Source organism: Lysinibacillus sp. TE18511, from assembly GCF_054062295.1.
The window spans coordinates 1-23700 of sequence record NZ_JBSSFD010000009.1 but is presented as its reverse complement, the minus strand read 5'-3'; the positions used below and the strand labels follow the sequence as shown (position 1 = coordinate 23700).

The 23700-nt window shown below is 37.2% G+C and carries 23 protein-coding genes; 4 read left to right on the top strand and 19 right to left on the bottom strand.

Annotated features, from left to right (window positions below; genetic code table 11):
* The first annotated feature begins 265 nt into the window (after nucleotides 1-265).
* Nucleotides 266-817: a hypothetical protein gene (locus tag ACVWXS_RS08875; RefSeq protein ID WP_456957693.1), complete on the top strand. Its 552-nt coding sequence runs from the start codon at nucleotides 266-268 to the stop codon at nucleotides 815-817.
* A 737-nt stretch (nucleotides 818-1554) separates the two neighbouring features.
* Here the strand turns inward: ACVWXS_RS08875 and ACVWXS_RS08870 are convergent.
* The 12 genes from ACVWXS_RS08870 to nusB all read right to left on the bottom strand — a co-directional run bounded on the left by ACVWXS_RS08870 (nucleotide 1555) and on the right by nusB (nucleotide 14255).
* Nucleotides 1555-2526 carry a tyrosine-type recombinase/integrase gene (locus tag ACVWXS_RS08870; protein WP_456957691.1) on the bottom strand — a complete coding sequence of 324 codons (972 nt, stop codon included), beginning with the start codon at nucleotides 2524-2526 and terminating at the stop codon, nucleotides 1555-1557.
* 139 nt (nucleotides 2527-2665) lie between these two features.
* Nucleotides 2666-3457 (bottom strand): sporulation transcription factor Spo0A, encoded by a 792-nt coding sequence (spo0A, locus tag ACVWXS_RS08865; RefSeq protein ID WP_068984758.1) that lies wholly within the window; start codon nucleotides 3455-3457, stop codon nucleotides 2666-2668.
* Nucleotides 3458-3813: 356 nt separating this feature from the next.
* Nucleotides 3814-4761 (bottom strand): SpoIVB peptidase S55 domain-containing protein, encoded by a 948-nt coding sequence (locus tag ACVWXS_RS08860; RefSeq protein WP_402988785.1) that lies wholly within the window; start codon nucleotides 4759-4761, stop codon nucleotides 3814-3816.
* Nucleotides 4762-4883: 122 nt separating this feature from the next.
* Nucleotides 4884-6575, bottom strand: coding sequence for a DNA repair protein RecN (gene recN, locus ACVWXS_RS08855; protein ID WP_456957688.1), 1692 nt, complete (start codon nucleotides 6573-6575; stop codon nucleotides 4884-4886).
* A gap of 35 nt (nucleotides 6576-6610) precedes the next feature.
* Nucleotides 6611-7060: a transcriptional regulator AhrC/ArgR gene (gene ahrC, locus ACVWXS_RS08850; RefSeq protein WP_054612951.1), complete on the bottom strand. Its 450-nt coding sequence runs from the start codon at nucleotides 7058-7060 to the stop codon at nucleotides 6611-6613.
* Nucleotides 7061-7160: 100 nt separating this feature from the next.
* Nucleotides 7161-7979, bottom strand: a complete 819-nt coding sequence (locus tag ACVWXS_RS08845) for a TlyA family RNA methyltransferase (RefSeq protein WP_402988779.1) — start codon at nucleotides 7977-7979, stop codon at nucleotides 7161-7163.
* Nucleotides 7979-9880, bottom strand: coding sequence for a 1-deoxy-D-xylulose-5-phosphate synthase (gene dxs / locus ACVWXS_RS08840; protein WP_368636662.1), 1902 nt, complete (start codon nucleotides 9878-9880; stop codon nucleotides 7979-7981). Before dxs ends, ACVWXS_RS08845 begins: the two co-directional genes overlap by 1 nt.
* A gap of 164 nt (nucleotides 9881-10044) precedes the next feature.
* Nucleotides 10045-10926, bottom strand: coding sequence for a polyprenyl synthetase family protein (locus ACVWXS_RS08835; protein ID WP_374966148.1), 882 nt, complete (start codon nucleotides 10924-10926; stop codon nucleotides 10045-10047).
* Between the two features lie 3 nt (nucleotides 10927-10929).
* The gene (gene xseB / locus ACVWXS_RS08830; RefSeq protein ID WP_053597070.1) at nucleotides 10930-11163 is read right to left on the bottom strand and encodes an exodeoxyribonuclease VII small subunit; all 234 of its coding nucleotides are present in this window, start codon (nucleotides 11161-11163) and stop codon (nucleotides 10930-10932) included.
* Between the two features lie 2 nt (nucleotides 11164-11165).
* On the bottom strand, nucleotides 11166-12518 hold the full coding sequence (gene xseA, locus ACVWXS_RS08825) for an exodeoxyribonuclease VII large subunit (RefSeq protein WP_456957683.1): 1353 nt from the start codon (nucleotides 12516-12518) through the stop codon (nucleotides 11166-11168).
* A 455-nt stretch (nucleotides 12519-12973) separates the two neighbouring features.
* Entirely contained in the window at nucleotides 12974-13840 is an 867-nt protein-coding gene (gene folD / locus ACVWXS_RS08820; RefSeq protein ID WP_456957681.1) for a bifunctional methylenetetrahydrofolate dehydrogenase/methenyltetrahydrofolate cyclohydrolase FolD, read from the bottom strand.
* Between the two features lie 34 nt (nucleotides 13841-13874).
* A complete protein-coding gene (gene nusB / locus ACVWXS_RS08815; RefSeq protein WP_068984766.1) occupies nucleotides 13875-14255 on the bottom strand; it encodes a transcription antitermination factor NusB in 381 nt (126 codons plus the stop codon).
* Between the two features lie 421 nt (nucleotides 14256-14676).
* On the opposite strand from nusB, the gene ACVWXS_RS08810 reads away from it, so the two are divergent.
* Together ACVWXS_RS08810 and ACVWXS_RS08805 are read left to right on the top strand one after the other, a co-directional pair.
* Complete coding sequence (locus ACVWXS_RS08810) at nucleotides 14677-15516, top strand: MerR family transcriptional regulator (RefSeq protein ID WP_456957679.1); 840 nt, start codon at nucleotides 14677-14679, stop codon at nucleotides 15514-15516.
* A gap of 182 nt (nucleotides 15517-15698) precedes the next feature.
* A complete protein-coding gene (locus ACVWXS_RS08805) occupies nucleotides 15699-16868 on the top strand; it encodes an MFS transporter (RefSeq protein WP_456957677.1) in 1170 nt (389 codons plus the stop codon).
* An 89-nt stretch (nucleotides 16869-16957) separates the two neighbouring features.
* Here ACVWXS_RS08805 and ACVWXS_RS08800 read toward each other — a convergent pair whose 3' ends face one another.
* Nucleotides 16958-17368, bottom strand: a complete 411-nt coding sequence (locus tag ACVWXS_RS08800; protein WP_068984769.1) for an Asp23/Gls24 family envelope stress response protein — start codon at nucleotides 17366-17368, stop codon at nucleotides 16958-16960.
* A 384-nt stretch (nucleotides 17369-17752) separates the two neighbouring features.
* On the opposite strand from ACVWXS_RS08800, the gene ACVWXS_RS08795 reads away from it, so the two are divergent.
* Nucleotides 17753-17890, top strand: coding sequence for a hypothetical protein (locus tag ACVWXS_RS08795; protein WP_456957675.1), 138 nt, complete (start codon nucleotides 17753-17755; stop codon nucleotides 17888-17890).
* 53 nt (nucleotides 17891-17943) lie between these two features.
* Here ACVWXS_RS08795 and ACVWXS_RS08790 read toward each other — a convergent pair whose 3' ends face one another.
* From ACVWXS_RS08790 to ltrA, 6 genes are all read right to left on the bottom strand, one after another.
* Nucleotides 17944-19383, bottom strand: a complete 1440-nt coding sequence (locus ACVWXS_RS08790; protein ID WP_456957673.1) for an MDR family MFS transporter — start codon at nucleotides 19381-19383, stop codon at nucleotides 17944-17946.
* Between the two features lie 508 nt (nucleotides 19384-19891).
* Complete coding sequence (gene tlp, locus ACVWXS_RS08785) at nucleotides 19892-20128, bottom strand: small acid-soluble spore protein Tlp (protein WP_053595505.1); 237 nt, start codon at nucleotides 20126-20128, stop codon at nucleotides 19892-19894.
* A gap of 659 nt (nucleotides 20129-20787) precedes the next feature.
* Nucleotides 20788-21297 (bottom strand): NUDIX domain-containing protein, encoded by a 510-nt coding sequence (locus ACVWXS_RS08780; RefSeq protein WP_456957901.1) that lies wholly within the window; start codon nucleotides 21295-21297, stop codon nucleotides 20788-20790.
* Nucleotides 21298-21544: 247 nt separating this feature from the next.
* Entirely contained in the window at nucleotides 21545-21706 is a 162-nt protein-coding gene (locus ACVWXS_RS08775) for a hypothetical protein (protein ID WP_456957670.1), read from the bottom strand.
* Between the two features lie 333 nt (nucleotides 21707-22039).
* A complete protein-coding gene (locus tag ACVWXS_RS08770) occupies nucleotides 22040-22222 on the bottom strand; it encodes a hypothetical protein (RefSeq protein WP_456957668.1) in 183 nt (60 codons plus the stop codon).
* A gap of 512 nt (nucleotides 22223-22734) precedes the next feature.
* A partial coding sequence (ltrA, locus tag ACVWXS_RS08765) for a group II intron reverse transcriptase/maturase (protein WP_456957666.1) occupies nucleotides 22735-23700 on the bottom strand: 966 nt, incomplete at its 5' end.

Below are 23700 nucleotides of genomic sequence, written 5' to 3'. Positions count from 1 at the left end.
TCTTTTTCTTCTTCTTTTTCGGAGTAGTAGGCCATCCGTACTTCTCCGTCTGTTTACGAACGCCCTCCGCAAACTTGTCCAGCTTTTCTTTGTTGTACATCGGTAAATCACCGTCCTTTTTCCACTTTTTTTACTGATATGTAGTCTTTCACTTAAATATGCTTCAGGTCTAGTAGGATAGCCATGCATTTTTAGTGGTTTGACCTAAAATTGTATTTAATTTAAAATATTGGAATAACAGTATATTAATAAGGAGATAGATTATATGGAAAAACCGTGGTATAAACGCTGGCAAGTATGGTTAGGAGTGGTTGTCGCATTAGGACTACTAGGCGCAATATTACCTGAGCCACCAGAAAATAAGAAAGTAGTAGATAGCCAAGCTAAAGAAGAAGTCGTTAAGGATGCTTCCGAAGAAAAGACTCAGACGAATACGCCCGAAACTAAGCCGGAACCAGTCGAAATTAAACCGTTAACAAAAGATGAAGTATTAAGTAAATTCGAGGTTGATAGCGATATTAAACCGTACATTGACGGACAATTTACGTTTGACGGTAATCGGTCGGATACAGCTGATTATTATGCTCTAGCTGACACTGATAAATATCGCAATGCAAGCGTTATATTTAAGGATGGTCAAATTGCGAAGGTTAAACTTATACCTGCTGAAAATCAAGACGTCGGCAAACTTTTCGAAGAGTTTGGCATTACTGAGGAACCACGTAAACTAAGTGGATATGCCGGAGCATACGAAGTCGCACTAATCCCGATGTATTGGTCGCAGAATATTGAAAGGTATCCATTCGAATTAGATTAAACAATGAATTTCATATTGACTTGTCCTCGACGCTCTATGTATTTATTTTGATATTTTAGTAGTTTTACGCTTGACAGTATTTTAGGCTTTCCGCCATCATGGAGCCGGCAACATGGACAACGGCTTGGACGCAGTTCGTCTGCCTACACGCTGATAGTACGAAATAGTAGACGTAGTTATCAGTCATGTAAGACAGACGAACGCAATTTACATGGATCAGTTTAACTATGGTATCCGTATTGTATCGCCGTATGTATTCGCGAGTATTTCTACTCAACGTGTCTACTATCTACTTCTGCCCCCGATAGCCGTTAAATCCCGTATAAGTGCCTTACACTTACCGCGAACACATATCCGACTAACTGCGGAACTCTGCGACATATTTAACGAGTGACACGTCCTACAACGCCCGTAAGCGTTCAGACCTTCCACTCCTGACCGTACAATGCCCGTCAGCGGCATTCAGACACAAAGCGCACATACGGCGACGCTTATAGCGTGTCCTAGACTTAGTTATTGCATCGGTTAAGTCGTAACCTATCGAGGTTAGATTATCGTCGTATTATTCGGCAACCCACGACGCTACTGCTAAAAAAGGGTGCACTTAATAGAAGTTGCATCATCGAATTTTTTTCGATATAATGAACCCTAAGTAAACGCTATTGCTGGCAGGCAATTTTTAGCGTAGATATTAAGTTAGAAGTCGTTAGTGTTGTCTCACTAGCGACTTTTCCTGTTTAAATGTTCAAGTTTTCAAGTGGACTATGCTGTCTGTACTTCTTCATTACTTCCTTATCCGCGAAATCAAGATAGATTTGAGCAGTAATATCAACGTGGGCATGTCCCAACAATCGAGATAACGTTGCTAAATCACCGCCATTAACCAAATATCTTTTGGCAAAATTATTTCTAAGTAAGTGTGGAGTCACCTGTAACCCTACATCTTTACTGCGGAGTCTAAATGATCGCTCGACTCCCTCGATCCGTAATTTAGTTCCTCTATTCGTCGGAAAGACATATGTGCTATCTGAATATCGATCCTTGTACGCTAGCCATGACCTAAGATGTTTGCGCGTCTTTTCTGAGTAGTAAACGAAACGTTGCTTACTGTTTTTCGTCTTTCGCAATAACAACGCATTGCCTCGCAAGTCAATATCAGATACTACAACTTCCAACAATTCTCCTATTCTAGCACCAGTATCAAAGATTAATCGCGCAATTACCCAATCGCGGTATTGATCGAATTTCGTAACGTCGAAAGATCGGAAAAACTGTTTTAATTCATTATCTTCGAGCATAACTTTGGCTTTTCGCTCAGGCTTAACATTCTTTAAATCCTTCAAAGGATTGCTGCGAATAAGTTGTTCTGAATATAAATGCGAATAAAATGCTTTTATGTTACGTACATAATTCGCTATTGTCGTTTTACTCACAGGCTTACCAAAATCGCCACGTCGTTCTGGGTAGTTTACAGGCGTTTCACCAGCGCTTACCTCGAACTTTCCTCTTTCTTCGATTGAACGGATATAGGCTCGTACATGCTCTGCCTTGACGCTTTTAACGTCATCTATTTCGAAGTTATCTAAGAGATACCTCGCGAAGAGTCTAAGCGTTTGTTCATACGATTTTAGCGTTTTAGATGAAAGACCTTTTGCGGAACAATCCAGCATATAACGGTCAATTTCGATTAAAAACGGACTTATAGACATAAAAAAATACGCCCCCTCAAACAGTCGGTGCAAACTGTCTAAAAAGGCGTTATAATTATCGCTATATAAGCGTTATCTAATTTAGATTTATCGGTCATTCTCCGCTAAGCCACACGCTACAAACCTTGATATAACGGGTTTAACTAGCCATCATGTCGATGCGAATCTTGTCCGCAATCATGGCAATAAATTCACTATTTGTCGGCTTCGACTTTAAATGATGTACTGTATAACCAAACATCGACGAAATCGATTCATAATTGCCACGATTCCATGCGACCTCAATGGCATGACGAATCGCGCGTTCAACTCGTGATGGAGTTGTATTGAATTTTTTAGCGATTTCTGGATATAAAATTTTCGTCACAGAGCCTAATAACTCGATATCTTCGAACACCATCTGAATAGCCTCTCGCAAATAAGAGTATCCTTTAATATGCGCAGGAACGCCGATTTCCTTAATAATAGCTGTGATCGTGCTATCCAATTGATGTTGATTTAATTTTTGAGGTGCTGCCGGTTGTAAAACACTTGTCTTTTTCGGAAGTGTTGCCTTCTGTCCTGCACAGTTTAAAATCTTTTGAACCAATTGATCAAATTCAAATGGCTTAAGCATAAAATAGGACGCACCTAAGTCTACAGCTTGTTTCATGACATCTTCTTGACCAAAAGCAGTTAACATGATCACTTGAACAGATGACATTTGTTCATTTTGATACATTGACTCCAATACAGCTAACCCGTCAAGATGCGGCATTATAATATCTAGTAGCAAAATATCCGGTTTAAATTCCTCCAACATTTGCAAACAAACTTTACCATTTGAAGCAGTTGCAATTATTTCAATTTCGGGATGTCCTTGAAAATACTGCTCCATCGTTTTTAATAACTCACGATTATCATCTGCAATCGCTACTTTTACTTTTGTCATTTCAATTCCTCCTCCTGAACTTTGCTTTGAATCACCACAAAGCGTCACACTACCCCTTATGCATTTTTTAGCACACTGTGGAAGTTTCGACATTTTTGTTTTAAAAACCTTTTCGATTTCCAAAAATGAGTATGTAGTCCGATAATTTCTTTTTTTATCGACAAGTTATGATAAATATTAACAAATCGTTGATTGCTACTACTAATTATTTTAGTGAAAAAATTGAGATATAACTACAGTTTTTTTAAAGAATCGCTAATCCCTTCATAAATAAACGAAATACATGGAGAACGAAATAATAAATAGCACTTTCATGAAAGAATGGAGCTGCCATATAATATGGTAGCTCCATTCTTTCATGATGATTTTTTTAACATTTCCGCTACTGTGATTGCTGCGCCTTTTTTAGGTTCCTCCACAAACATATGTGTAACTGCACCTACAAAACGGCCGTCTTGAATGATAGGACTGCCACTCATTCCCTGCAAAATACCACCTGTTTTTTTAATGAGCTTTTCATCAGATACTATGAATTCAAGGCGTTCATTTTCGACCTTTGTTATTTCAATTGTAAAAGTTTCCACCTTACTGCCCTCTATCGCTGTGTAAATTTCAGCTTTCCCTTTCTTTATATCCTTTTCATGCATAATTTCAATTGCTTTAGGCAAACTTTGTTGATAACCGTCTTCCCAACGGCCAAAAATTCCATAAACTGTATTTTTATCTATACTCCCTAATCGTTCCTGATGTTTTTGAATGGAGGATATTTTATAGCCGGGTTGACCAGGTATGCTTTTACGAATTTGTTGAATCGAAGCTAAGAAAATGGAACCAGCATGAAAAACAGGGGCTTCTTGTAAGGTTGAATCCACAATTTGATGACCTAATGCACCGTAATTTTTTGTCTCTGGATCAATGTATGTCAATGTTCCTACTCCATCTGTTTCATCTTTTAAAAATGAAATAACATGTTTTGCTTCTTTCTCCTGTAAATCCAGCGTTATTTCTTTTCCTTCACTTTTTATCGTCCACTTCTGTTGTCCCTGCTGAGCAACAGCTTTTTTGGCATCTGCAAGTGTTTTTACAGAAATATCATTTATTTTTTCAATAACAGCGCCTCCCTTCATCCATTGATTGGAAGCTAATAGCACATCATGCGCTACGAAAACATGTGATAACTGAAGTTGAATTCCAATTGCTTCGCCCATCGGAATTAGCTTTTTGGCGGCAAAAGCCTGTACGGGCATGAACAATAAAACGATGAGCATAGGCAAAATGACAAATTGACGCCAACGACGATACATACGACACCTCCTTTTCATTTTTGTCTTGTTACTATGTGTTGTTGTGGCATTCTTATAAGCGGTAAATATTTGTGCAAAAAGAAAAAAACCAGAAACAACGGAGCTGTCTCTGATTTTCTTCGCTATCTCATTTGTTTTTTTCGTTCATTAGCCATATTTAACAGCTCTGTAGCGTGCTGCAATGTTAGCTCTGTAATTTCTGCTCCAGATATCATCCGGCTTACTTCTTCAATACGTGCATCCGTATCTATTTCCAGCAATGACGTAAATGTTCGATCATGTTCGACTTCTTTTTTAATAAAATAATGATGATCTGCCATCGCAGCCACTTGTGGTAAATGCGAAATACACAAAACTTGAGAGTTGATGGATATTGCTGCAATTTTTTCTGCAATTGCTTGCGCTACACGACCGCTTACACCTGTATCTACCTCATCAAAAATAATAGACGTTATGCCATTAGAGGAAGAGAAAATCGTCTTTAGTGCAAGCATCATACGCGATAACTCTCCACCAGAAGCAATTTTCGGTAAAGATTTTGGTGGCTCTCCTACATTCGTTGAAATATAGAAAATTACTTGGTCTTTACCATTCGCATCAAAATAAGGCAATTCATCAAAATTAACAATAAATTTTGCTTTTTCCATATGTAATTCACGTAGTTCAGCCATAATAGCTTCACTTAAATTATGTGCAGCAGCTTTTCGTACAGTCGAAAGTTCTGCAGCAAGCTCATTTAGCACCGCTTCCATTTTTAGTAATTTTTGTTCTTTTACTTGCAAAATTTCATCGCGATTTAAGAGCTCATTTAGCTCTGTTTTAATTTTATCGTAATACGCTAATATCTCTTCGATTGTTGAACCATATTTGCGCTTCAAATTTTGTAATAAGGCTAAACGTTGCTCCACCTCATTTAAACGTGCAGGATCAAATTCTAATTCGTCTAACACATTTTTAACCTGGTAAGCTGCATCCTGTAACGCATAAAATGCAGTGGTGACAGATTCTGAAGCCTCTTTAAATTGCTCATCAACGTTTGCAGCATCTTCTAAGGCACCCATTGCATTGCCAATCCAATCAAGGCCTTTTGAATCACCTTGAATAGCTTCGTATGCTGCATTTGAACGTTCGAAAATCTTATTGAAATTCATAAGACGGCGACGTTCATCAAGAAGCTCATCTTCCTCGCCAAGCTTTAATTTGGCATCCTCTAGCTCTTTCATTTGGAATTGGTACAAATCAATACGCTGCGCCATTAACTGTTCATCAATCGAAATCGAAGCTAATTCTTTTTTTAGTGAACGATATTCATCATACTGGGAACCGTACAAGTCTTGAATTGGTGTAAGTTGTTCCTCGGCAAAGTGGTCAAGCAAATAGATATGCTGTTTCTCATCCATTAGTTCTTGATTTTCATGTTGTCCATGAATATCGATGAGGCTAGCTCCAATATCACGTAGTACAGACAATGGCACAAGCTTACCGTTTACACGACAAACACTTTTTCCAGAATCATTTAAATCACGGCGCAAAATAATGGTATCTTCTTCAATTTCAATGCCTGCATCTTCAAGTTTCTTATAAACAGGATGCCCAGAACTCGAAATTTGAAATAAACCACCTAATTCAGCCTTTTTAGCTCCATGACGAATAAATTCAGAATTCCCTCGACCGCCAGCAAGTAAATGCACTGCATCTATAATAATTGATTTTCCTGCACCTGTTTCACCTGTTAAAACAGTTAAACCACCTGAGAAGCTAACTGTTAAATCCTCAATAATGGCAAAGTTTCGAATACTAAGCTCTCTTAACACAAAATGTCACCTCTGTATCAAATTACCTTGCTATTTTATAGCATGTCTAATAAGCGATTTTTTGTATTTTCACGCTCATTTTCATCACGACAAATAATTAAAATAGTATCATCTCCAGAAATAGTACCTAAAATTTCTGGCCAATCTAAATGGTCAAGCAGTGACGCAATAGCATTGGCATTACCAGGAAGAGCCTTCATTACTAAAAAGTGAGATGCACCATCAATACTGACAAAAGCATCAGCCAACGCACGATGTAATTTTTGTACAGGATTGAAACGTTGATCTGCCGGCAAACTATATTTATAGCGTCCATCTTGTAATGGTACTTTCACAAGATGAAGTTCTTTTATATCTCGTGATACCGTTGCTTGTGTCACATTATATCCTGCATCCTTTAAAAAATCGACTAAGTCATCTTGTGTTTCAATTTCATGATTGGCAATAATATCCCGAATTCGTATATGTCTTTGTCCTTTATTCATGTTGGTCACCTCTTATAAATAGTTAGTTATTTGTATATTCACACTACCATTTTATACAGTAAAGCACAAGAAAAAACACGGCTCTGTAGACGAGCACGTGTTATTTTAGTGCACTATGCGCTTCTTCAACGAGTGCATTAAAAGCTGTATATGCAGAAATTTCTTCATGATCAATAGGATTCACTAAATGGAATAAAAATTCAATATTCCCCTCTCCTCCTGTAATTGGAGAAAACGAAGCATCCTTAACGACAAAGCCAACCTCCGTTGCCATTGCAGCTGTTTTTTCTAAAACTTCTAGATGTACTTTTTTATCGCGAACAATACCTTTTTTACCGACATTCTCTTTTCCAGCTTCAAACTGAGGCTTTACTAGTGCCATTACATCGCCACCTGGCATTAACAGCGTTTTTAAGACAGGTAAAATCAGCGATAATGAAATAAAGCTGACATCAATTGTTGCAAAGTCTGGTAAGCCTTCTGTTAAATCTGGCGCTGTCGTATAACGGAAATTTGTTTTTTCCATTACGGTTACACGTTCATCAGAGCGAATTTTCCAAGCCAATTGGTTGGAACCAACATCTAATGCATAGCAGTGTCTTGCGCCATGCTGTAAAGCACAGTCTGTAAAACCGCCTGTAGAGGAGCCAATATCGAGCATTAGCTTCCCTTCTACAGACATATCAAAAATTTGTAGTGCCTTTTCTAGCTTTAAGCCACCACGACTAACATATTTTATATCGGAACCTTTTACTTGCAGTGGTGCATCTATTGCTATTTTCTCCCCCGCTTTATCGATGCGAGTTTCATTAGAAAAAACAAGCCCTGCCATAATAGAGCGCTTTGCTTTTTCACGTGTTTCACATAGCCCACGCTCTACAAGTAAAATGTCTACACGTTCTTTCGGATGTTTTGTCATTATTTATTCAAACCTACTTGCTGTTTTTGTTGAAGTAACACTTGCATACGTGCCACTGTATCTTCAGCCGTCATATGAATCTCAGCGAGTAGCTGATCTACATTGCCATGCTCAATAAATTGATCTGGGATACCCATACGATCGATCAGTGCACCTAAATAGCCATGGTCATGGGCGAATTCTAATACTCCGCTACCAAAGCCACCTTGTAGAACTGCTTCTTCAATCGTTAATATTGGTTTACGACTAGATAATAAACGATGGAGCATATCCTCATCCATCGGTTTAATGAAACGAGCATTAACTACTTCTATCTCCACACCTTGCTGTGCTAGCATATTGGCCGCTTCCATTGCCATTGGAATCGTTGTACCAAAGGTTAAAATCGTTGCATCTTTACCTTCACGTAATACTTCCCAGCTGCCAATCGGTAAAGTTATTAGCTCATCATCTAACGGAACACCTACCCCATTACCTCGTGGATAACGTAACGCAATTGGACCGCCATCATAGTCAATAGCTGTTTTTACCATATGCTGACCTTCATTTTCATCCTTTGGCATCATAATTGTCATATTTGGGATATGACGAAGGAAAGCAATATCAAATACACCTTGATGCGTTTCACCATCTGCGCCAACTAAGCCAGCGCGATCAATCCCGATAAAGACATTCATGTTTGGACGAGCGATATCATGCAGTACTTGATCATAGGCACGTTGAAGGAATGTTGAATAAATAGCTAAAAACGGCTTCATTTTTTGTGTTGCTAGACCGGCCGCCATCGTAGCTGCATGTTGTTCAGCAATCCCTACATCAAAGAAACGTTCTGGGAAATCCTTTTGAATTCCTTGTAATTTCGAGCCTACTGGCATTGCAGGAGTTATTGTAACTACTCGTTTATCCTCATGTGCAATTTTGCGGACAGTCTCAGCAATCAAACTACTCCATGCAGGACCTTTTGCTTCTGACTTTACAAAGGCACCATTGTCAATTTTATAAGGGCCTGTACCATGCCAATTACCAATTGTATCTTCTTCAGCAGGTTTATAACCTTTGCCTTTTTTCGTAATAACATGAACGAGCACTGGGCCTTTTACTTTTTTAGCTTGTGATAATGATGCCTCAAGAGCATCGAAATCATGTCCGTCAATCGGTCCTAGATATTTAAAACCTAACTCCTCAAAGAACACACCTGATACCACTAAATATTTTAAGCTATCTTTTAAGCGCTCAGCAGTTGAAGCAAGCTTCCCACCAAGTAAAGGAATCTTATTAATTAGAGATTCCAGTTCTTCTTTTGCTTTTGAATATTCCTTGGCTGTACGAAGTCGTCCTAGTACACCGTGTAACGCTCCGACGTTTGGAGCGATTGACATTTCATTATCATTTAAAATGACAATCATATTTGTTTTGGCATGGCCAATATGGTTTAATGCCTCAAGCGCCATACCGCCAGTTAACGCTCCATCTCCAATAATTGGTATCACGAAATTCTTTTCATTTTTAATATCACGTGCTGCAGCCATACCCATGGCTCCTGACAAAGATGTCGAGCTATGACCTGTTTCCCACTCATCATGTTCACTCTCCACAAGCTTTGGAAAACCACAAAGCCCTTTAAACTGACGTAATGTGTCAAATTGACTCGCACGACCTGTCAAAATTTTGTGCACGTAAGCTTGGTGGCCTACATCCCATAAAAACTTATCTTGCGGACTGTCAAACATTTTATGGAGCATAATCGTTAACTCCACAACACCTAGGTTCGGCCCGATATGACCTCCTGTGACAGAACATTTTTCGATTAAGAAAGTACGAATTTCTTGTGCAAGTTGCTCAAGACCCTTCTTATCTAAGTTTTTTAAAAAGGATGGACTAGTAATTTTATTTAAATCCACCTTTCTCACACACCTTTTCAATAAATTATTCACCGTAATTGTGTTTCCACCATTATAACAGTGTTATCAATATGCTAAAAGTACGAACACTTTACTGTTTGCAAATCGGCAAACGCCCTCACCTATTCTAGCATATTCTTTGCCCTAAACGCCTTGATTTTCTCCTAGTTTTTACGATGAACAATATAGGCTGCAAACTCACGTAATAAGCTGACATCTACTTGTAATTTCTCTAACGCGTTAATGGCGTGCTGATAATGCTCAGCAAGCTTTTCTTTTGCTCCATCTAAAGATAACAGTGCGGGGTATGTGCTTTTATCACTTGCTACATCCTTACCTGCAGTTTTACCTAGTTCTTCTGTAGTTCCCTCAATATCTAAAATATCGTCTTGAATTTGGAAGGCCAGGCCAATATGATGCGCATATTCCTTTAAAATTGTGCGCTCTTCTTGCGTTACATCGGCTAATACAGCTCCAGCTTCAATACTAAATCGTAATAAAGCACCCGTTTTATTAACATGGACATGCTCTAGTTCAGCTAAGTTTAGCTGACGCTTTTCACCTTCCATATCGAGTACTTGACCACCAACCATACCTTCTGCACCCGCTGCTACACTTAAAAGATTGACAAGCTCAATACGTTTTTCAGCTGATACATCCATGCGTGCTAAAATGCCAAATGCAAGTGTATTCAATGCATCCCCTGCAAGTGTCGCTAGTGCTTCACCATATACTTTATGATTTGTCGGCTTACCTCTACGGAAATCATCATTATCCATGCTAGGTAGATCATCATGAATTAACGAATACGTATGAATCATTTCAATAACTGATCCTACCGTTAACCCTTCCTTCAAATTCTTATTATATAGCTCAAGTACAGCCAATACGAAAAGAGGACGAATACGTTTTCCTCCAGCTTTTAATGAATACAGCATCGATTCTTTTAAATCGGCTGGTGCATCAATTTTCTCAACAAGTGCAAACATTTCAGCTTCAACTTGTGGTATGTTGCTTTCAATAAAATGTTTTAATTGCTCGTTCATTTCTTAGTTCTCTCCCTTTAGTGGATCAAATGCTGTAGTCTCACCTGTCTCTTGGACAATTGAAATTAACTGCTCCTCAGCATGCTGCAGCTTGCTATGGCAAAATTGTGATAGCTCCATTCCCTGTTTATATAAATCAATCGCGTTTTCCAATGGCACATCACCTTGCTCTAGCTGGCGGACAATTTCCTCCAGTGCCGTCATGGCTTCTGCGAATGTTTGTTGTTTCTCTGCCACAATTATTCCCCCTCATTATTTGGCAAAATCTTTACCACATCAGCAATAACCTTCCCATCATGGAAGGAAAGTGTTAATTGATCATGCGGCTTTACATCAGCGGATGATTTTAACATTTCATTATCTTTATAAGCTACCGTAAAGCCTCTTGTTAAAATAGCAAGTGGATTCAACGCTTCTAAAGTTCTGACAGTTGCTTCAAATTGTTGTTTTTGCTTCGTTACATAATGTGTTGAAGCACGTGTCAATTGTTGGATGCGTGTTTCTAGCTCCCGTTGATAGAAAGTTAGTGCCTTTTTCGGTGAATGCTGCTCCACCGCACTATGTAATTGTTGGAGCTTTGCAGTTTTCTTCATCACATCAACTTGCATCGCTTTTTGTAACCCCGATTCAAGCTGTGCTAGCTTTTCCGTAAACGGTCGATATAGACGTTCTGGCATCGACAACGGATAAGATTGTTGGAGTTTATTTAGACGCTGCCGTTCAGCCATAAGTTGCGCCCTTACTATTTGATGGAGCTGTGATTTTTGTGTAAGTACACGCTGAAATAAATCCTGTTGATCCGGTACAGCCATTTCAGCGGCGGCTGTTGGTGTCGGTGCACGTAAATCAGCTACGTAATCAGCAATAGTTGTATCGGTTTCATGGCCCACCGCACTAATAATAGGTATTCGACTACCAAAAATAGCTCGCGCGACAATTTCCTCGTTAAAAGCCCATAAATCTTCTATCGATCCACCACCTCGCCCAACGATAAGAACATCACAATTTGCATCAATATTTGCTCGTTCAATATTACGAACAATGTTTGGCGCTGCTTGTGCTCCCTGTACAAGTGTTGGATAGATTACTATTTCAGCAAGTGGATAGCGACGCTTTAACGTTGTACAAATATCTCGAATGGCTGCTCCTGTTGTTGATGTTAACACACCAATTTTTTCGGGGAACCTAGGAATCGGTTGTTTCCAGTCTGGTTTAAAAAGCCCTTCTTTTTGTAACTGCTCTTTCAGTTGGTTAAAGGCAACGAACAAGCTACCAATTCCATCTGGCTGCATTTCCTGTACATATAATTGATATGTACCATAGCCTTCGTAAACGTTTACATCTCCACGGATAAATACTTGCATACCTTCCTTTGGTTCAAACGCTAATTTTGTAGCTGCTGTTTTAAACATTGTAGCCGCAATTCGCGCTCCATCATCCTTTAGAGTAAAGTAGATATGCCCTGATTGATGAATCTTGACATTCGAAAGTTCTCCCTTTACGTAGACTTCACGTAAATGTGGATCAGCATCAAATTTTCTTTTAATATATTTCGTTAATGCTTTCACTGTTAAATAAGAAGCGGATGTCATTTTTTCGGCTCCTTTACTAAAATCAAGTTTTTCACAAAACTACAACTATCATAACATTTTTTATTGCACCTGACGTGCCAAAATGCAGTTTTTGCTAGAAAATACGACTGTCTTTCATACTATTGAAAATCTTACTATAACATATCTATTGAATAGAGGCCTTAATATAACTTCTTTAAAATGGCTCATCACCATAACGTGTGGTTGATTTTCGTTCCGACTGGGCGTTTTCCTGGGACAAAGTTATGAGACCTTCATATTGTTATTAATACTATTATGTCAATGAAATTAAGATGTCATATTAAATAAAATATAGATATCTCCGGCAAAATGAGGGGTTGATTTTACTTAACATGTATCTTCTGACATGATGCAAAAATTCACAAATAGACAAATAAAAAAACCATCTCAATAAAAATTGAGATGGCTATTAGCAAACTTATGAGTCTTTCAAATTATTGCTTAACTTTACTCGCAAGCTTATTTTCTGCTGCTTGAACTGTGTTGAAAAGTAACATAGTAATTGTCATTGGTCCCACACCGCCTGGTACAGGTGTAATATGAGACGCAATTCCATCAACCTCACTATAGTTTACGTCACCGCAAAGCTTGTTGTTTTCGTCGCGATTCATGCCGACATCAATAACAACTGCTCCTTCTTTAACATGCTCTTTCGTAATAAATTTTGCACGTCCAATTGCTACAATTAATAGATCCGCTTGTTTTGTGAATGATGGTAAATCTGGTGTTCTCGAATGCGTATATGTAACAGTTGCATCCTTTTGCAGTAGAAGTTGTCCCATTGGTTTGCCAACGATATGACTACGTCCTACAATGACAGCATGTTTTCCCGAGATATCAATCCCTGAATACTCAAGAAGCTTCATCACTCCAAACGGCGTACAAGGTAAAAATGTTTCTTGACCAAGCATCATTTTCCCAACACTTACTGGTGAGAAGCCATCTACATCTTTTTCAACAGCGATTGTAGCAATAACAGTATCCTCATCAATATGTTTTGGGAGTGGTAATTGTACTAAAATACCATGAATATCTTCGCGATTATTTAATAATTCAATTTGTGCTAATAATTCTTCCTGTGTCGTTTCTTCTGCTAGTTTGATCAGCTCTGAAAACATACCAATGGCTTCACAAGATTTTTGTTTATTTCTCACATATGTAGCTGAGGCTTGGTTGTCTCCTACTAAAACAACCGCTAAGCCTGGTGTTAAGCCTTGCTCTTTTAAACGCGATACTCGCTCTGCTACTGAATTACGAATTTCTTGACCAATTTCTTTACCATTAATAATTGCACTTGACATAAACCTTAGTTACTCCTTCCAATTCCACACATTTTTATTGTTCTGTAAATTTAGAAAGTACGCCATTAACAAATTTTGACGAACTTTCGTCTCCAAATGTTTTGCATAACTCGATTGCTTCATTAAGTACTACTCTTTTTGGTGTTTCTGGCATGTATAATAGCTCGTATACAGCTAGGCGTAAAACCGTTCTTTCAATTTTGGGTAGACGGGCAAGTGACCACTTTTCAAGATGCTGCTCTAAAGTAGCATCGATTTCCTCCAAATGTTCAGCTGTTCCAGTAACAATCTTTTCGTAGAAGACATTTGTCGGTTGACCTTTAATATGCCCCATTGCTTCTTCGACTGTTAGATCGGTATTGTCTAGCTGAAACAAAACTTGCAACGCTTTTTCGCGTGCCTCATGTCGTTTCATGTAAAGCTCTCCTTCTTAAGTGGCATTAAGGTTTATAATAGCATAAATTCGTACAAGAAACACGAATTCAAGCAAGTTTTCAATAATCTGAAACCTTTTTCAAGCAACTTTGTGCTTATTTTAACACCCAACAATCAACTTTATTAGGTTTAATGTTGAAAATGATCTTCCACCAATATTGTTTAAATGCCAAAAATGTTATAATGGAGGAAATAAAATTTCATCTTCTGAGGTGTTCATGATGCATTTTGAAGTTCAATGCACAAGCTGTAAAAGAGCATTCAAATTATATGAAGGCGAGGAGCAATACAAGCAATTGAAAGAGCGTAAATCCCGTCTATTTTATTACGAGAATCGTAAACATAAAATACGCTTGGATGCCATACGAAATTTCTTTAGCCATTACTAGTGGAGGCAATTTATGAAAGAACATTATTATACAATTGGTGAAGTTGCCAAGCTCTCTAATTTATCAGTGCAGACCTTGCGATACTATGACCAAATTGATTTATTTAAACCAGCATATATCGATACTTTAACGAATTATCGTTATTATCATGATAACCAAATCTTTTATTTAGATATTATAAAATCTCTTAAGTATATTGGGATAGCCCTTGAAGATATAAAAAAGGCACTCGGATTAACTTCGGGAGAATTGCTAAGTTTTTTAGAGCAACAGGAACAACGTATAGAGGAAAAAATTTCACGTTTAAATGAAGCAAAATATACTTTGCATAAAACAAAAAATCAACTACAAGAGCAGATTGATATCCCTGTCTTCGGAGAGGTTTACGTTCAAGTAGAAGAAGAAATGTCCATTCTACAAGTGACTACTACAGAACTTACACCTATTTCTAACACGAATACTCACTATGCTACACTAATAAAAATCATTGAAAACGAAGGAAGTGTCTTAAATAGTCGTTACGGTTGTATTTATCCAATAGCCCCGTATTCAGATGTTAGTGACATTATTTATGATGCTATCTTTACACCGCTACTAACTGAGCGTACATTTTCTCAGCTTTCTCCAAATGTTAAGCAAACCATTAAACCGGCAGGCAAATATGCATGTATTGCCTTTATCTATCATCCTGATACATATTTTTCATTTTATGAAAAACTAAGAAAACACGTAGAGGTACAACAAAAAACCTTTGAGTCAAAAGTATATGAACTCTACATGCCAGCGACATTAACTTCTGAGCATGAAAAGAAGTTTATTGTTGAATTAAAAGTTAGACAACAAACTCTCTAATCTAACCGTGCCCTCGCATAAAATTAATTGTATTAACTTGTATAACTGTTCATCGAACCTTCCAAACTGATAAAAAACGAATAAAATTAAAACAAATCTTTTGACCCTATAGTTACTATAGGGTTTATTGTATTACGTGGAAATATTCTAGTAGATTTAAGTGAAGTTTGAAGGAGAAATGTATGAGTAAGAAACAAAATTTAACATTAGCTATTTTATTATCTAATCTTTTCATTGCTTTTTTAGGTATTGGATTAGTGATCCCTGTGTTACCAACTATTATGAATGAGCTAAATATTTCAGGCTCTGTTGTTGGTTATATGGTTGCAGCATTTGCCATCACACAACTTATCGTATCCCCAATTGCAGGTAAGCTCGTAGATAAAATCGGCCGCAAAATTATGATTGTTGTTGGTCTTTTTATTTTTGGCCTTTCAGAACTGTTATTTGGTTTTGGTGGCTCTGTTGAAGTACTTTTTATTTCACGTATGCTAGGCGGTGTGAGTGCTGCCTTTATCATGCCAGCAGTGACTGCATATATTGCTGATATTACTACTTTGTCACAACGTCCAAAAGCACTGGGCTATATGAGTGCAGCGATTAGTACTGGTTTTATTATCGGCCCTGGAATCGGTGGATTTTTAGCAGAATTCGGAACACGCATACCATTTTACTCCGCTGGTATACTTGGATTTTTTGCAGCTATCTTTTCAATTGTATTGTTAAAAGAACCGACACGTGCTTCAGATGATGAAGAGTCTGCACCATCAATGTTAGGCAGTATGAAGCGTATTTTCAGCCCACTATACCTTATTCCATTCGTACTTATTTTCGTACTGTCGTTTGGTTTAGCTGCATTTGAATCGTTATTTAGTCTATTTGTAGATCATAAATTTGCCTTTACGCCTTCAGATATCGCAATTATTATTACTGGAAGTGGAATAGTCGGGGCCCTTGCTCAACTATTGCTATTCGATGGGCTTATTAAGAAAATGGGCGAAATCAATCTGATCCGTGTATCTCTCGTCCTATCTGCTGTTCTAACCTTTGCTATGACATTCGTTAGCCACTATTTCGCGATATTATTTGTCACATTCTTTATTTTCGTCGGCTTCGATTTAATACGTCCAGCCGTTACCTCTTATTTATCAAAAATCGCTGGTAATGAACAAGGATTCGTTGGTGGTATGAACTCTATGTTCACAAGTCTTGGTAATATATTTGGGCCTATTTTAGGTGGGATATTGTTCGATATTAATTTAAACTATCCTTACTACTTTGCGACAATTGTTTTAGCACTTGGCGTGATACTTGCTTTGTTCTGGAAAAAGCCAAAGCATATTGAAATATAATAAAGTAGCGATACTATTCACTACTGATAAAATAAAAAAACAGGGATTGCCTTTCGATGAATACATCATCATACAGGCAACCCCTTTTTTTATTCTTGTACTGCTACTTCATCTTTTTCAAAGTGAATACCTGTAATGTGGACATTCACCTCTGCTGTTTCAAGAGCTGACATATTAAAAATAGCTTGGCGGATTTGAGTTTGCACTTCCTTCGCTACTTTTGGAATAGCAAAGCCATATTTCACAGAGCAAAATACATCAATCGAAATTTCACCAGTTTCAGTGACACCAGATTTAATGCCTTTATTGTGTACCTTTTTACCGAAGCGTTCTACTACGCCCGTTGCAATATTACCACGAGTTGCAGCAATTCCTTCCACTTCGTTCACTGCGATTCCCGCAACAACTTCAATTACTTCTGCTGCTACTTCAATTTTCCCAAGTTCTTCTTTTCCAGAAGGTGTTGGTTGTACGAAAGATTGTCCTACTTTCTCTGCCATACAAATATCATCCTTTCCCTTACACATCACAAACAAATGCTGTACTTACGCTTATTATACTATAAAAAGGAAAGTTTGGCTTCGTAAAGCCGCTTTAATTTATTTAGGACAGGTTTATGTCGATAAATATAAAAAGTTGGGCGATAAATCCAAAATTTTATTCGTTACATTATCAAAGTTTATCGATACAAATAAAAAGCGAAGTAAAATTGTAGATAAAATTGGATGATCACATAACGTGTGGTTGATTTCCGTTCCGACTTATATACATGGCATACGTTTTAACAAATGTCATCCACAAGTTAATTAAAAAAGAGTAAATAGTTACTATATACAACTAATATAAATGTAAAAATATAATAATTCCAAAGGAGGGACAGTAGCATGAATGTTCAATTGGGGAGTAACTATTATCTTAGTACACTAAAAAAAAGATGCTCGAATCGTTTATCAGATGATTTACTTTTGGGTAAAGATAAAATATCTAAAGCAACATATGAAATCAAATTATGTTTGAAATAAAAATAAGCTATAAAGAAAAATCTCTTCACAGCTTATTTTTATATTAATTATTTTTATTGTTCACTAGTTTGTGTGGATGGCTTTAATAAGAACCAAACAATTACTAAAGTTACTAATGCTAATATAAAAGTACTCATATAAATGAAATGTACACTTGAAGCTAATGCCTCTTGTGATTCGGTTACTACGTTTGCTGTAGTTGCTTCATGTCCACCAGAAGATACAAGATCAAGGTTTTTAATACCATGTGCATGAATCATCGTGTTGAAAATCGCCCCGAAAACTGCCGCTCCTAATGTTTGACTAAACGTATTGATAAATGTGTTTAAGCCAATTGCTGTCCCGCGCGTATGAGTAGGAACAGCTGCTTGAATTGTTACCATGTAGATAGGTGTAACAAGCCCCATTCCTAAGCCTAATAATCCAACTGCAACATAAATAAGGAATGCTGGTGAATCTATTGACAATGTAAATAATAAAAAGGCAGCAACTGAATTAACACTAGTTCCAAGTAGAATGATTTGTTTCGTATTTAAGTTACCAACTAATTTACCAGAAAAAATAGTGCCGAATGTCCACATAACAGGAAGTGGCATTAAAATGAGTCCGGCGTCTGTCGCATTTTTTCCTAATACACCTTGGCTCCAAATTGGAAGATACATTGTAATACTAATAAGCATTGCACCAGAAATAAGAGTTAGTATATTTATAATAGATAATGTACGGTTAGAGAAAAGTGCTAGCGGAATTAATGGTTCCGGCGATTTTTTCTCAATGAATAAGAAAATAATGAATGAAACAGCTGCAAAGATGAAGAGGCCTATAATTGTAATGTCCCCCCAGTTGTGCTTACTGCTACCTGTTAATAACGCATAAAGTAAAGCGATTGTACTTAATGAGAATACTGTTGCACCAAGATAGTCGATATGATGCTTAGCAGGCTTAATAGATTCTTTATAATAAATTACAATCATTAAACAAGCGATAATTCCAAATGGAATGTTTAAGAAGAAGATGTAGCGCCAAGAAAGAGAATCAACTAAAAATCCGCCAACTAATGGTCCGATAACACCAGAGACGCCCCAAACAGCACTAATCAAGCCCTGTGCTTTTGCACGGTCTTTCACTTCGCTATATAAGTCACCGATGATTGTCATTGTTATTGGCATAATAGCGCCAGCACCTAGACCTTGAAGGGCACGAAAGACAATGAGCTGTTCCATCGATGTAACGAAACCGCAAAGTGCAGAACCGACTAAAAATATTGTAGCTCCGATCAGTAAAACTTTTTTACGACCGAATAAATCAGCCAATTTCCCGTATATTGGAGTCGAAACAGCTGTGGCAAGCATATAAATTGCATATACCCAACTAACAAGTTCGACGCCTGACAAATCACTCGTTATACGGGGGATTGCTGTACTAACAATTGTTCCTTCTACAGCAGAAAGAAATGTCATTAACATTAATGATAAAATAACTTTTTTTCTCATATTTTCCCCTTCACGTTTATCTAGTTAAAATTATAATTTATAACTATGTATTTTTTATTATCTAACAACTATTAACTGTGTATCTTCTAATACGAGGAACAAGCCATCCATCCCCCATTGGAAGTTCACCATGATACGACCGCATATTTACATAAATAACCCTCTTGATAAGCGTTCAATATAGTACTCCACAAGACAAACATAAATTTTAACACAAATATCCATTAAAAAACCACCTCAAAAATAATTAAAGAGGTGGCTTTTATCAAACTTTATTACAAATTATCATTCTTTATTATAAACGATCAATCTTTTTTACAAAGGCCACATCACAAATGTTTAGTGACAAAAAGTCTGGTACTACAATTTTTTGAAACCCGCATTCTTACGTTATGCAAAAACATTCGCGAAAAAGAAGCTAGTGGTTTAACAGTTGTACTAATACTTATTGAACCTTAAGGATAGATATTTATCTCTGCATAAATCTCCATCTTTTGAAAGTCAAGTTCTACACTTCTCCTTTTTTACGTGCTGCCATTTCATCTTTCATTTCTTCTTTTAATCCTTCAATTGACTTTTGACGTCGCTTATTTTTTTCTTTAATCATTTCACTTTGCATAGGGTCTGCAAATTCCAAACTAATTTCCGCTTCATGGAGTTTTTCTTCAGTGTTCTTAACGATATCACGAATTCGTTCAACGTTATTGGATCTATCATCTGGTTTCGAATGTCTTGAATTAGCCATGGTAACCTCCTAAAATTTCGACGTTAAAATTAGTTTGTATTTTTTTTATGTTTATATGTACACTAATTTTTACTAAGAAAAGTGCTTTTGCCCTTTTAAGCACTGGACGGTGTGCTTGCCACGTGAAGAGACGCTAGTGTAACCAGCCGCTGAAGCGAATACCTATACATCATGAAAATTATAACTCTCTTACCTAAAAAGCCCTAAAGAGGGTAGTAATCCCTTAAAAGCTTTTTTACTTTAAATCAAATACCCCTGTTCTCTACTTATTTTTATACAAAAAAACTCCTAACCAATAAAAGTTAGAAGATAATAAAATTACGAGCTGCTTTGATCGATGTTCTACTCCCTAAGTCCCCGAAAACAATTACTTGCTTGTCCCTAGAACATCACTCTCTTTTAGAGGGCCAACTAACCGATTCAACGATTCTCGATGCTTCTGACAGCGTTGAATATCGCAGTTTTCGATTGACCGCCCGCGTTTAAAAAATTATAGCGAAATTTTCCGAAGTCAAAGTGATTTTTAATGAGATTACTATTTCGGTTGTTTTCTCAAAGTTGTTGCTAAACATATTAAACGGACAAAAAATAGCTTAAATATTAAACTAAAGTCCCCCCCTTTGTTTGAAGTTTCAAATCACAATTAAGATGATAAATAACTAAAAACCAACAGTCTCTTTGATAGCTGACCATTGTATTTCAGATTTAGATTCATTGTTAGTCATCATCGTTCCAACAAAAATGTCATCACTATTTTTATTATTCAAATAGTGTTCAATAGTTAAATTGATAATTTTCGAGGTATATAAATCTGATAATTCATTCTTAGGAACCCAAAATAACTCTCCTTCTTCAGATGGAATAAAGTTCATATGTTTTGTTTCTCCGAAGTAAACATATTGTTGACGTATTTCTCCGCTATTTTTTTCAAGCAGAATATATTTAAGCCTAAAGTTTTTGATTTCGTCTTTTTTAAAGCCTGTCTCTTCTTCGATCTCCCTATAACTAGCCTTCATTGGTGAATTAATTTCATTGGATTCCATATGACCTCCAATTCCACCCCAAAATTCAAAATTAAAGATTTTACTATTTTCCTTTTTCATCATTAATACACTTCCTTGATGAATCAGAAATGCAGTTGCCATTTGTCGGACTTCCAATAATTCCATCTCCTCTATAATTTCCACGTATTTTATTAACCTATACCGTTAGTTAAATAGTAACAATTTCCTTCAAAAACATCCATTATTTCCCTAAATAAAAAAGTTGTATGTAATGCCTGAACAACAGAAAGCGCCTGCCAGAACCGAGGGCTTTGGGATCACGCACTTTAAGCCGTCTAATAGCATGTGGATTAATATCTTTTAGTCGATATTTACTAGAATAATAAGACAAACGTTTTGTAATTGCGCAAGGCTAAGATTCAACGTCTAACGAGTCTCCAAATTTACTGATAAAAATATATTTATTACGTTTTTTATAGTGATTTCGGATAATATCGTTTTGTTTAATTAACCTTTTCAAATACATTTCTAATTCATCATCGAATGGTAGTTTTAAAACATCTCTCCCTTTCATAATGTCTCCCTCGATAATATAGTATCGTCTCCTTTGGGTTATTATTTTGTTATACGTGAACGCCGATTGCTCGACGGAATTGCCTCATACTACATACTCCTCAGTAAAATTTAATTTCGTTAACACTTCCAGTAAAAAATTTGCCTCCTACTTTGTATACCCGAACGAAAAACCAGTTTCGGACATGTTTCGGAAAATTTATTCCTTTACAATACATAGGGGAGTAAAATTAGAAATCGATATCGCTTTTTATAAAATTTTCGTTCTACTATATACTGCACACTAAAACGATAGATTTTGGGACAACTTTTAGGAAAAATTTATTCCTCCTCATTAAATTGCGTTCGTTATTAATTCCATTTCAGACACTGCATAAATAACGTTCTGCACCGTTAATGCGTCTCCCATGAATACGTACAAAGCGCCTTGACCTTCGCTGTAATATACATCAGTTTTACGTCCAGTCTGCTCGAGTATCTTCCGTTGAATATCTAAGATGCCTATTGTGATGTTCACTTCGTTCAATCCTCCTTATAATTCCGTTTGGTTTAGCGTCAAAACGCTTTAGATGGTAATTACACCAACTTATGATTTAAAACCGTTTTTAGCAACGGCTATAGAGGTGAAATGAAGGCGCTATGCTTTACTCATCCGAAACCCGACGAGAACTTTTGATAAGGAGATAAAGAAAAACGGCTACTCTGCAAAGTAACCGTTTTATAATCGCAGTTGGCGCTACGATTATGATACTAGTCGCTTGTTGGCGCAAGCTCTAGCGAATATTTGCCGATTCTGTTGGCGAAGGATCAGCATTGTATATGACTCTACTAGTTGAGCGTTTAACTCTTGGCAATGGATCTTTAATTGCGATAGCTGAGCGTCAAAATTAAGAGTAATTTCACCTTTCATATCTTTTAAATCAAATAAGCCTGAACGCTGATTAATTTTAGACAAATCGAGTAGGAGGGAGTGATTAACTCCCGACCTCTCACACCACCGTACGTACGGTTCCGTATACGGCGGTTCAATTAAGATGAATAACGCAAAGTTTCGTAACGAACTTGCAGACTTTTCAGCCCTTGGCTTTCCCAATAGGAATTGCCGAGGGTTCTGTGTAATATGGGGCTTTTTGAGATGCGCCAGTACCCTTTCCGGGTATTTCCCCATTCGTATGCCTTTCCATATGGAACTTTTAAACGAATGAGATTTCTGACTCTTGTTCGGGGTTTCTTCCAATTCTTCCAAAGACACATTCGCAATCTTCTCTTAATCCAACTATCTAGTAGTTTAAATATGGACGCGGTATCTGCGAGCGCAAAGTATCCACACCAACCAATTAGATATTGGTTGAGTTTTTCAATGCGGTATTCCATTGGATAGGGCATCTTTCTTGAGGTAATTTCTCGTATTTTCTTCTTCATTCGATGTAGGCTTGTTTTCGCAATACGGACCTTTGGTTCTTTATGACGGGTAAAACTAAACCCTAAAAACTTCCGATTCCACGGTCGGTCTACTGCTGACTTTTGTTCATTTACTTTAAGTCGCAGTTTCCCTTCAATAAATTGCTGCACACTTGCCATCGTACGTTTCCCTGCACGTTTACTTTTCACATAAATGTTACAGTCGTCTGCGTATCGAACGAATTTATGACCACGCATCTCTAATTCTTTATCGAGTTCATCTAACACGATATTAGAAAGAAGTGGACTTAGTGGCCCACCTTGCGGTGTTCCTTCTTCTGTACTTGAAACAACTCCATTTATCATGACGCCTGCTTGGAGATATTTACGGATAAGTTTTAATAATGATTTATCGCGAATTCTTTTCGCTAATGTTGCCATTAGTCGGTCATGGTTGACCTTATCAAAGAATTTCTCTAAATCCATATCCACAACCCAGCGATATCCTTCCTTCATATAACCCTTTGCTTTTCGGACTGCGTCATGAGCACTCCGATTTGGTCGGAATCCATAACTATTGTCCGAAAAAGTGCT

Excerpts from the sequence above, each read along its gene's own strand:
- tlp (WP_053595505.1), bottom strand. The coding sequence starts at position 20,128 with ATGGCTAATTCAAGACATTCGAAACCAGATGATAGATCCAATAACGTT.
- ACVWXS_RS08870 (WP_456957691.1), bottom strand. The coding sequence starts at position 2,526 with ATGTCTATAAGTCCGTTTTTAATCGAAATTGACCGTTATATGCTGGAT.
- ACVWXS_RS08790 (WP_456957673.1), bottom strand. The coding sequence starts at position 19,383 with ATGAGAAAAAAAGTTATTTTATCATTAATGTTAATGACATTTCTTTCT.
- ACVWXS_RS08795 (WP_456957675.1), top strand. The coding sequence starts at position 17,753 with ATGAATGTTCAATTGGGGAGTAACTATTATCTTAGTACACTAAAAAAA.
- ACVWXS_RS08845 (WP_402988779.1), bottom strand. The coding sequence starts at position 7,979 with ATGACAAAACATCCGAAAGAACGTGTAGACATTTTACTTGTAGAGCGT.
- xseA (WP_456957683.1), bottom strand. The coding sequence starts at position 12,518 with ATGACATCCGCTTCTTATTTAACAGTGAAAGCATTAACGAAATATATT.
- ACVWXS_RS08810 (WP_456957679.1), top strand. The coding sequence starts at position 14,677 with ATGAAAGAACATTATTATACAATTGGTGAAGTTGCCAAGCTCTCTAAT.
- spo0A (WP_068984758.1), bottom strand. The coding sequence starts at position 3,457 with ATGACAAAAGTAAAAGTAGCGATTGCAGATGATAATCGTGAGTTATTA.
- nusB (WP_068984766.1), bottom strand. The coding sequence starts at position 14,255 with ATGAAACGACATGAGGCACGCGAAAAAGCGTTGCAAGTTTTGTTTCAG.
- ACVWXS_RS08805 (WP_456957677.1), top strand. The coding sequence starts at position 15,699 with ATGAGTAAGAAACAAAATTTAACATTAGCTATTTTATTATCTAATCTT.
- ACVWXS_RS08780 (WP_456957901.1), bottom strand. The coding sequence starts at position 21,297 with ATGGAATTATTGGAAGTCCGACAAATGGCAACTGCATTTCTGATTCAT.
- folD (WP_456957681.1), bottom strand. The coding sequence starts at position 13,840 with ATGTCAAGTGCAATTATTAATGGTAAAGAAATTGGTCAAGAAATTCGT.
- ACVWXS_RS08875 (WP_456957693.1), top strand. The coding sequence starts at position 266 with ATGGAAAAACCGTGGTATAAACGCTGGCAAGTATGGTTAGGAGTGGTT.
- ahrC (WP_054612951.1), bottom strand. The coding sequence starts at position 7,060 with ATGAATAAAGGACAAAGACATATACGAATTCGGGATATTATTGCCAAT.
- ACVWXS_RS08775 (WP_456957670.1), bottom strand. The coding sequence starts at position 21,706 with ATGAAAGGGAGAGATGTTTTAAAACTACCATTCGATGATGAATTAGAA.
- ACVWXS_RS08860 (WP_402988785.1), bottom strand. The coding sequence starts at position 4,761 with ATGTATCGTCGTTGGCGTCAATTTGTCATTTTGCCTATGCTCATCGTT.
- ACVWXS_RS08800 (WP_068984769.1), bottom strand. The coding sequence starts at position 17,368 with ATGGCAGAGAAAGTAGGACAATCTTTCGTACAACCAACACCTTCTGGA.
- ACVWXS_RS08835 (WP_374966148.1), bottom strand. The coding sequence starts at position 10,926 with ATGAACGAGCAATTAAAACATTTTATTGAAAGCAACATACCACAAGTT.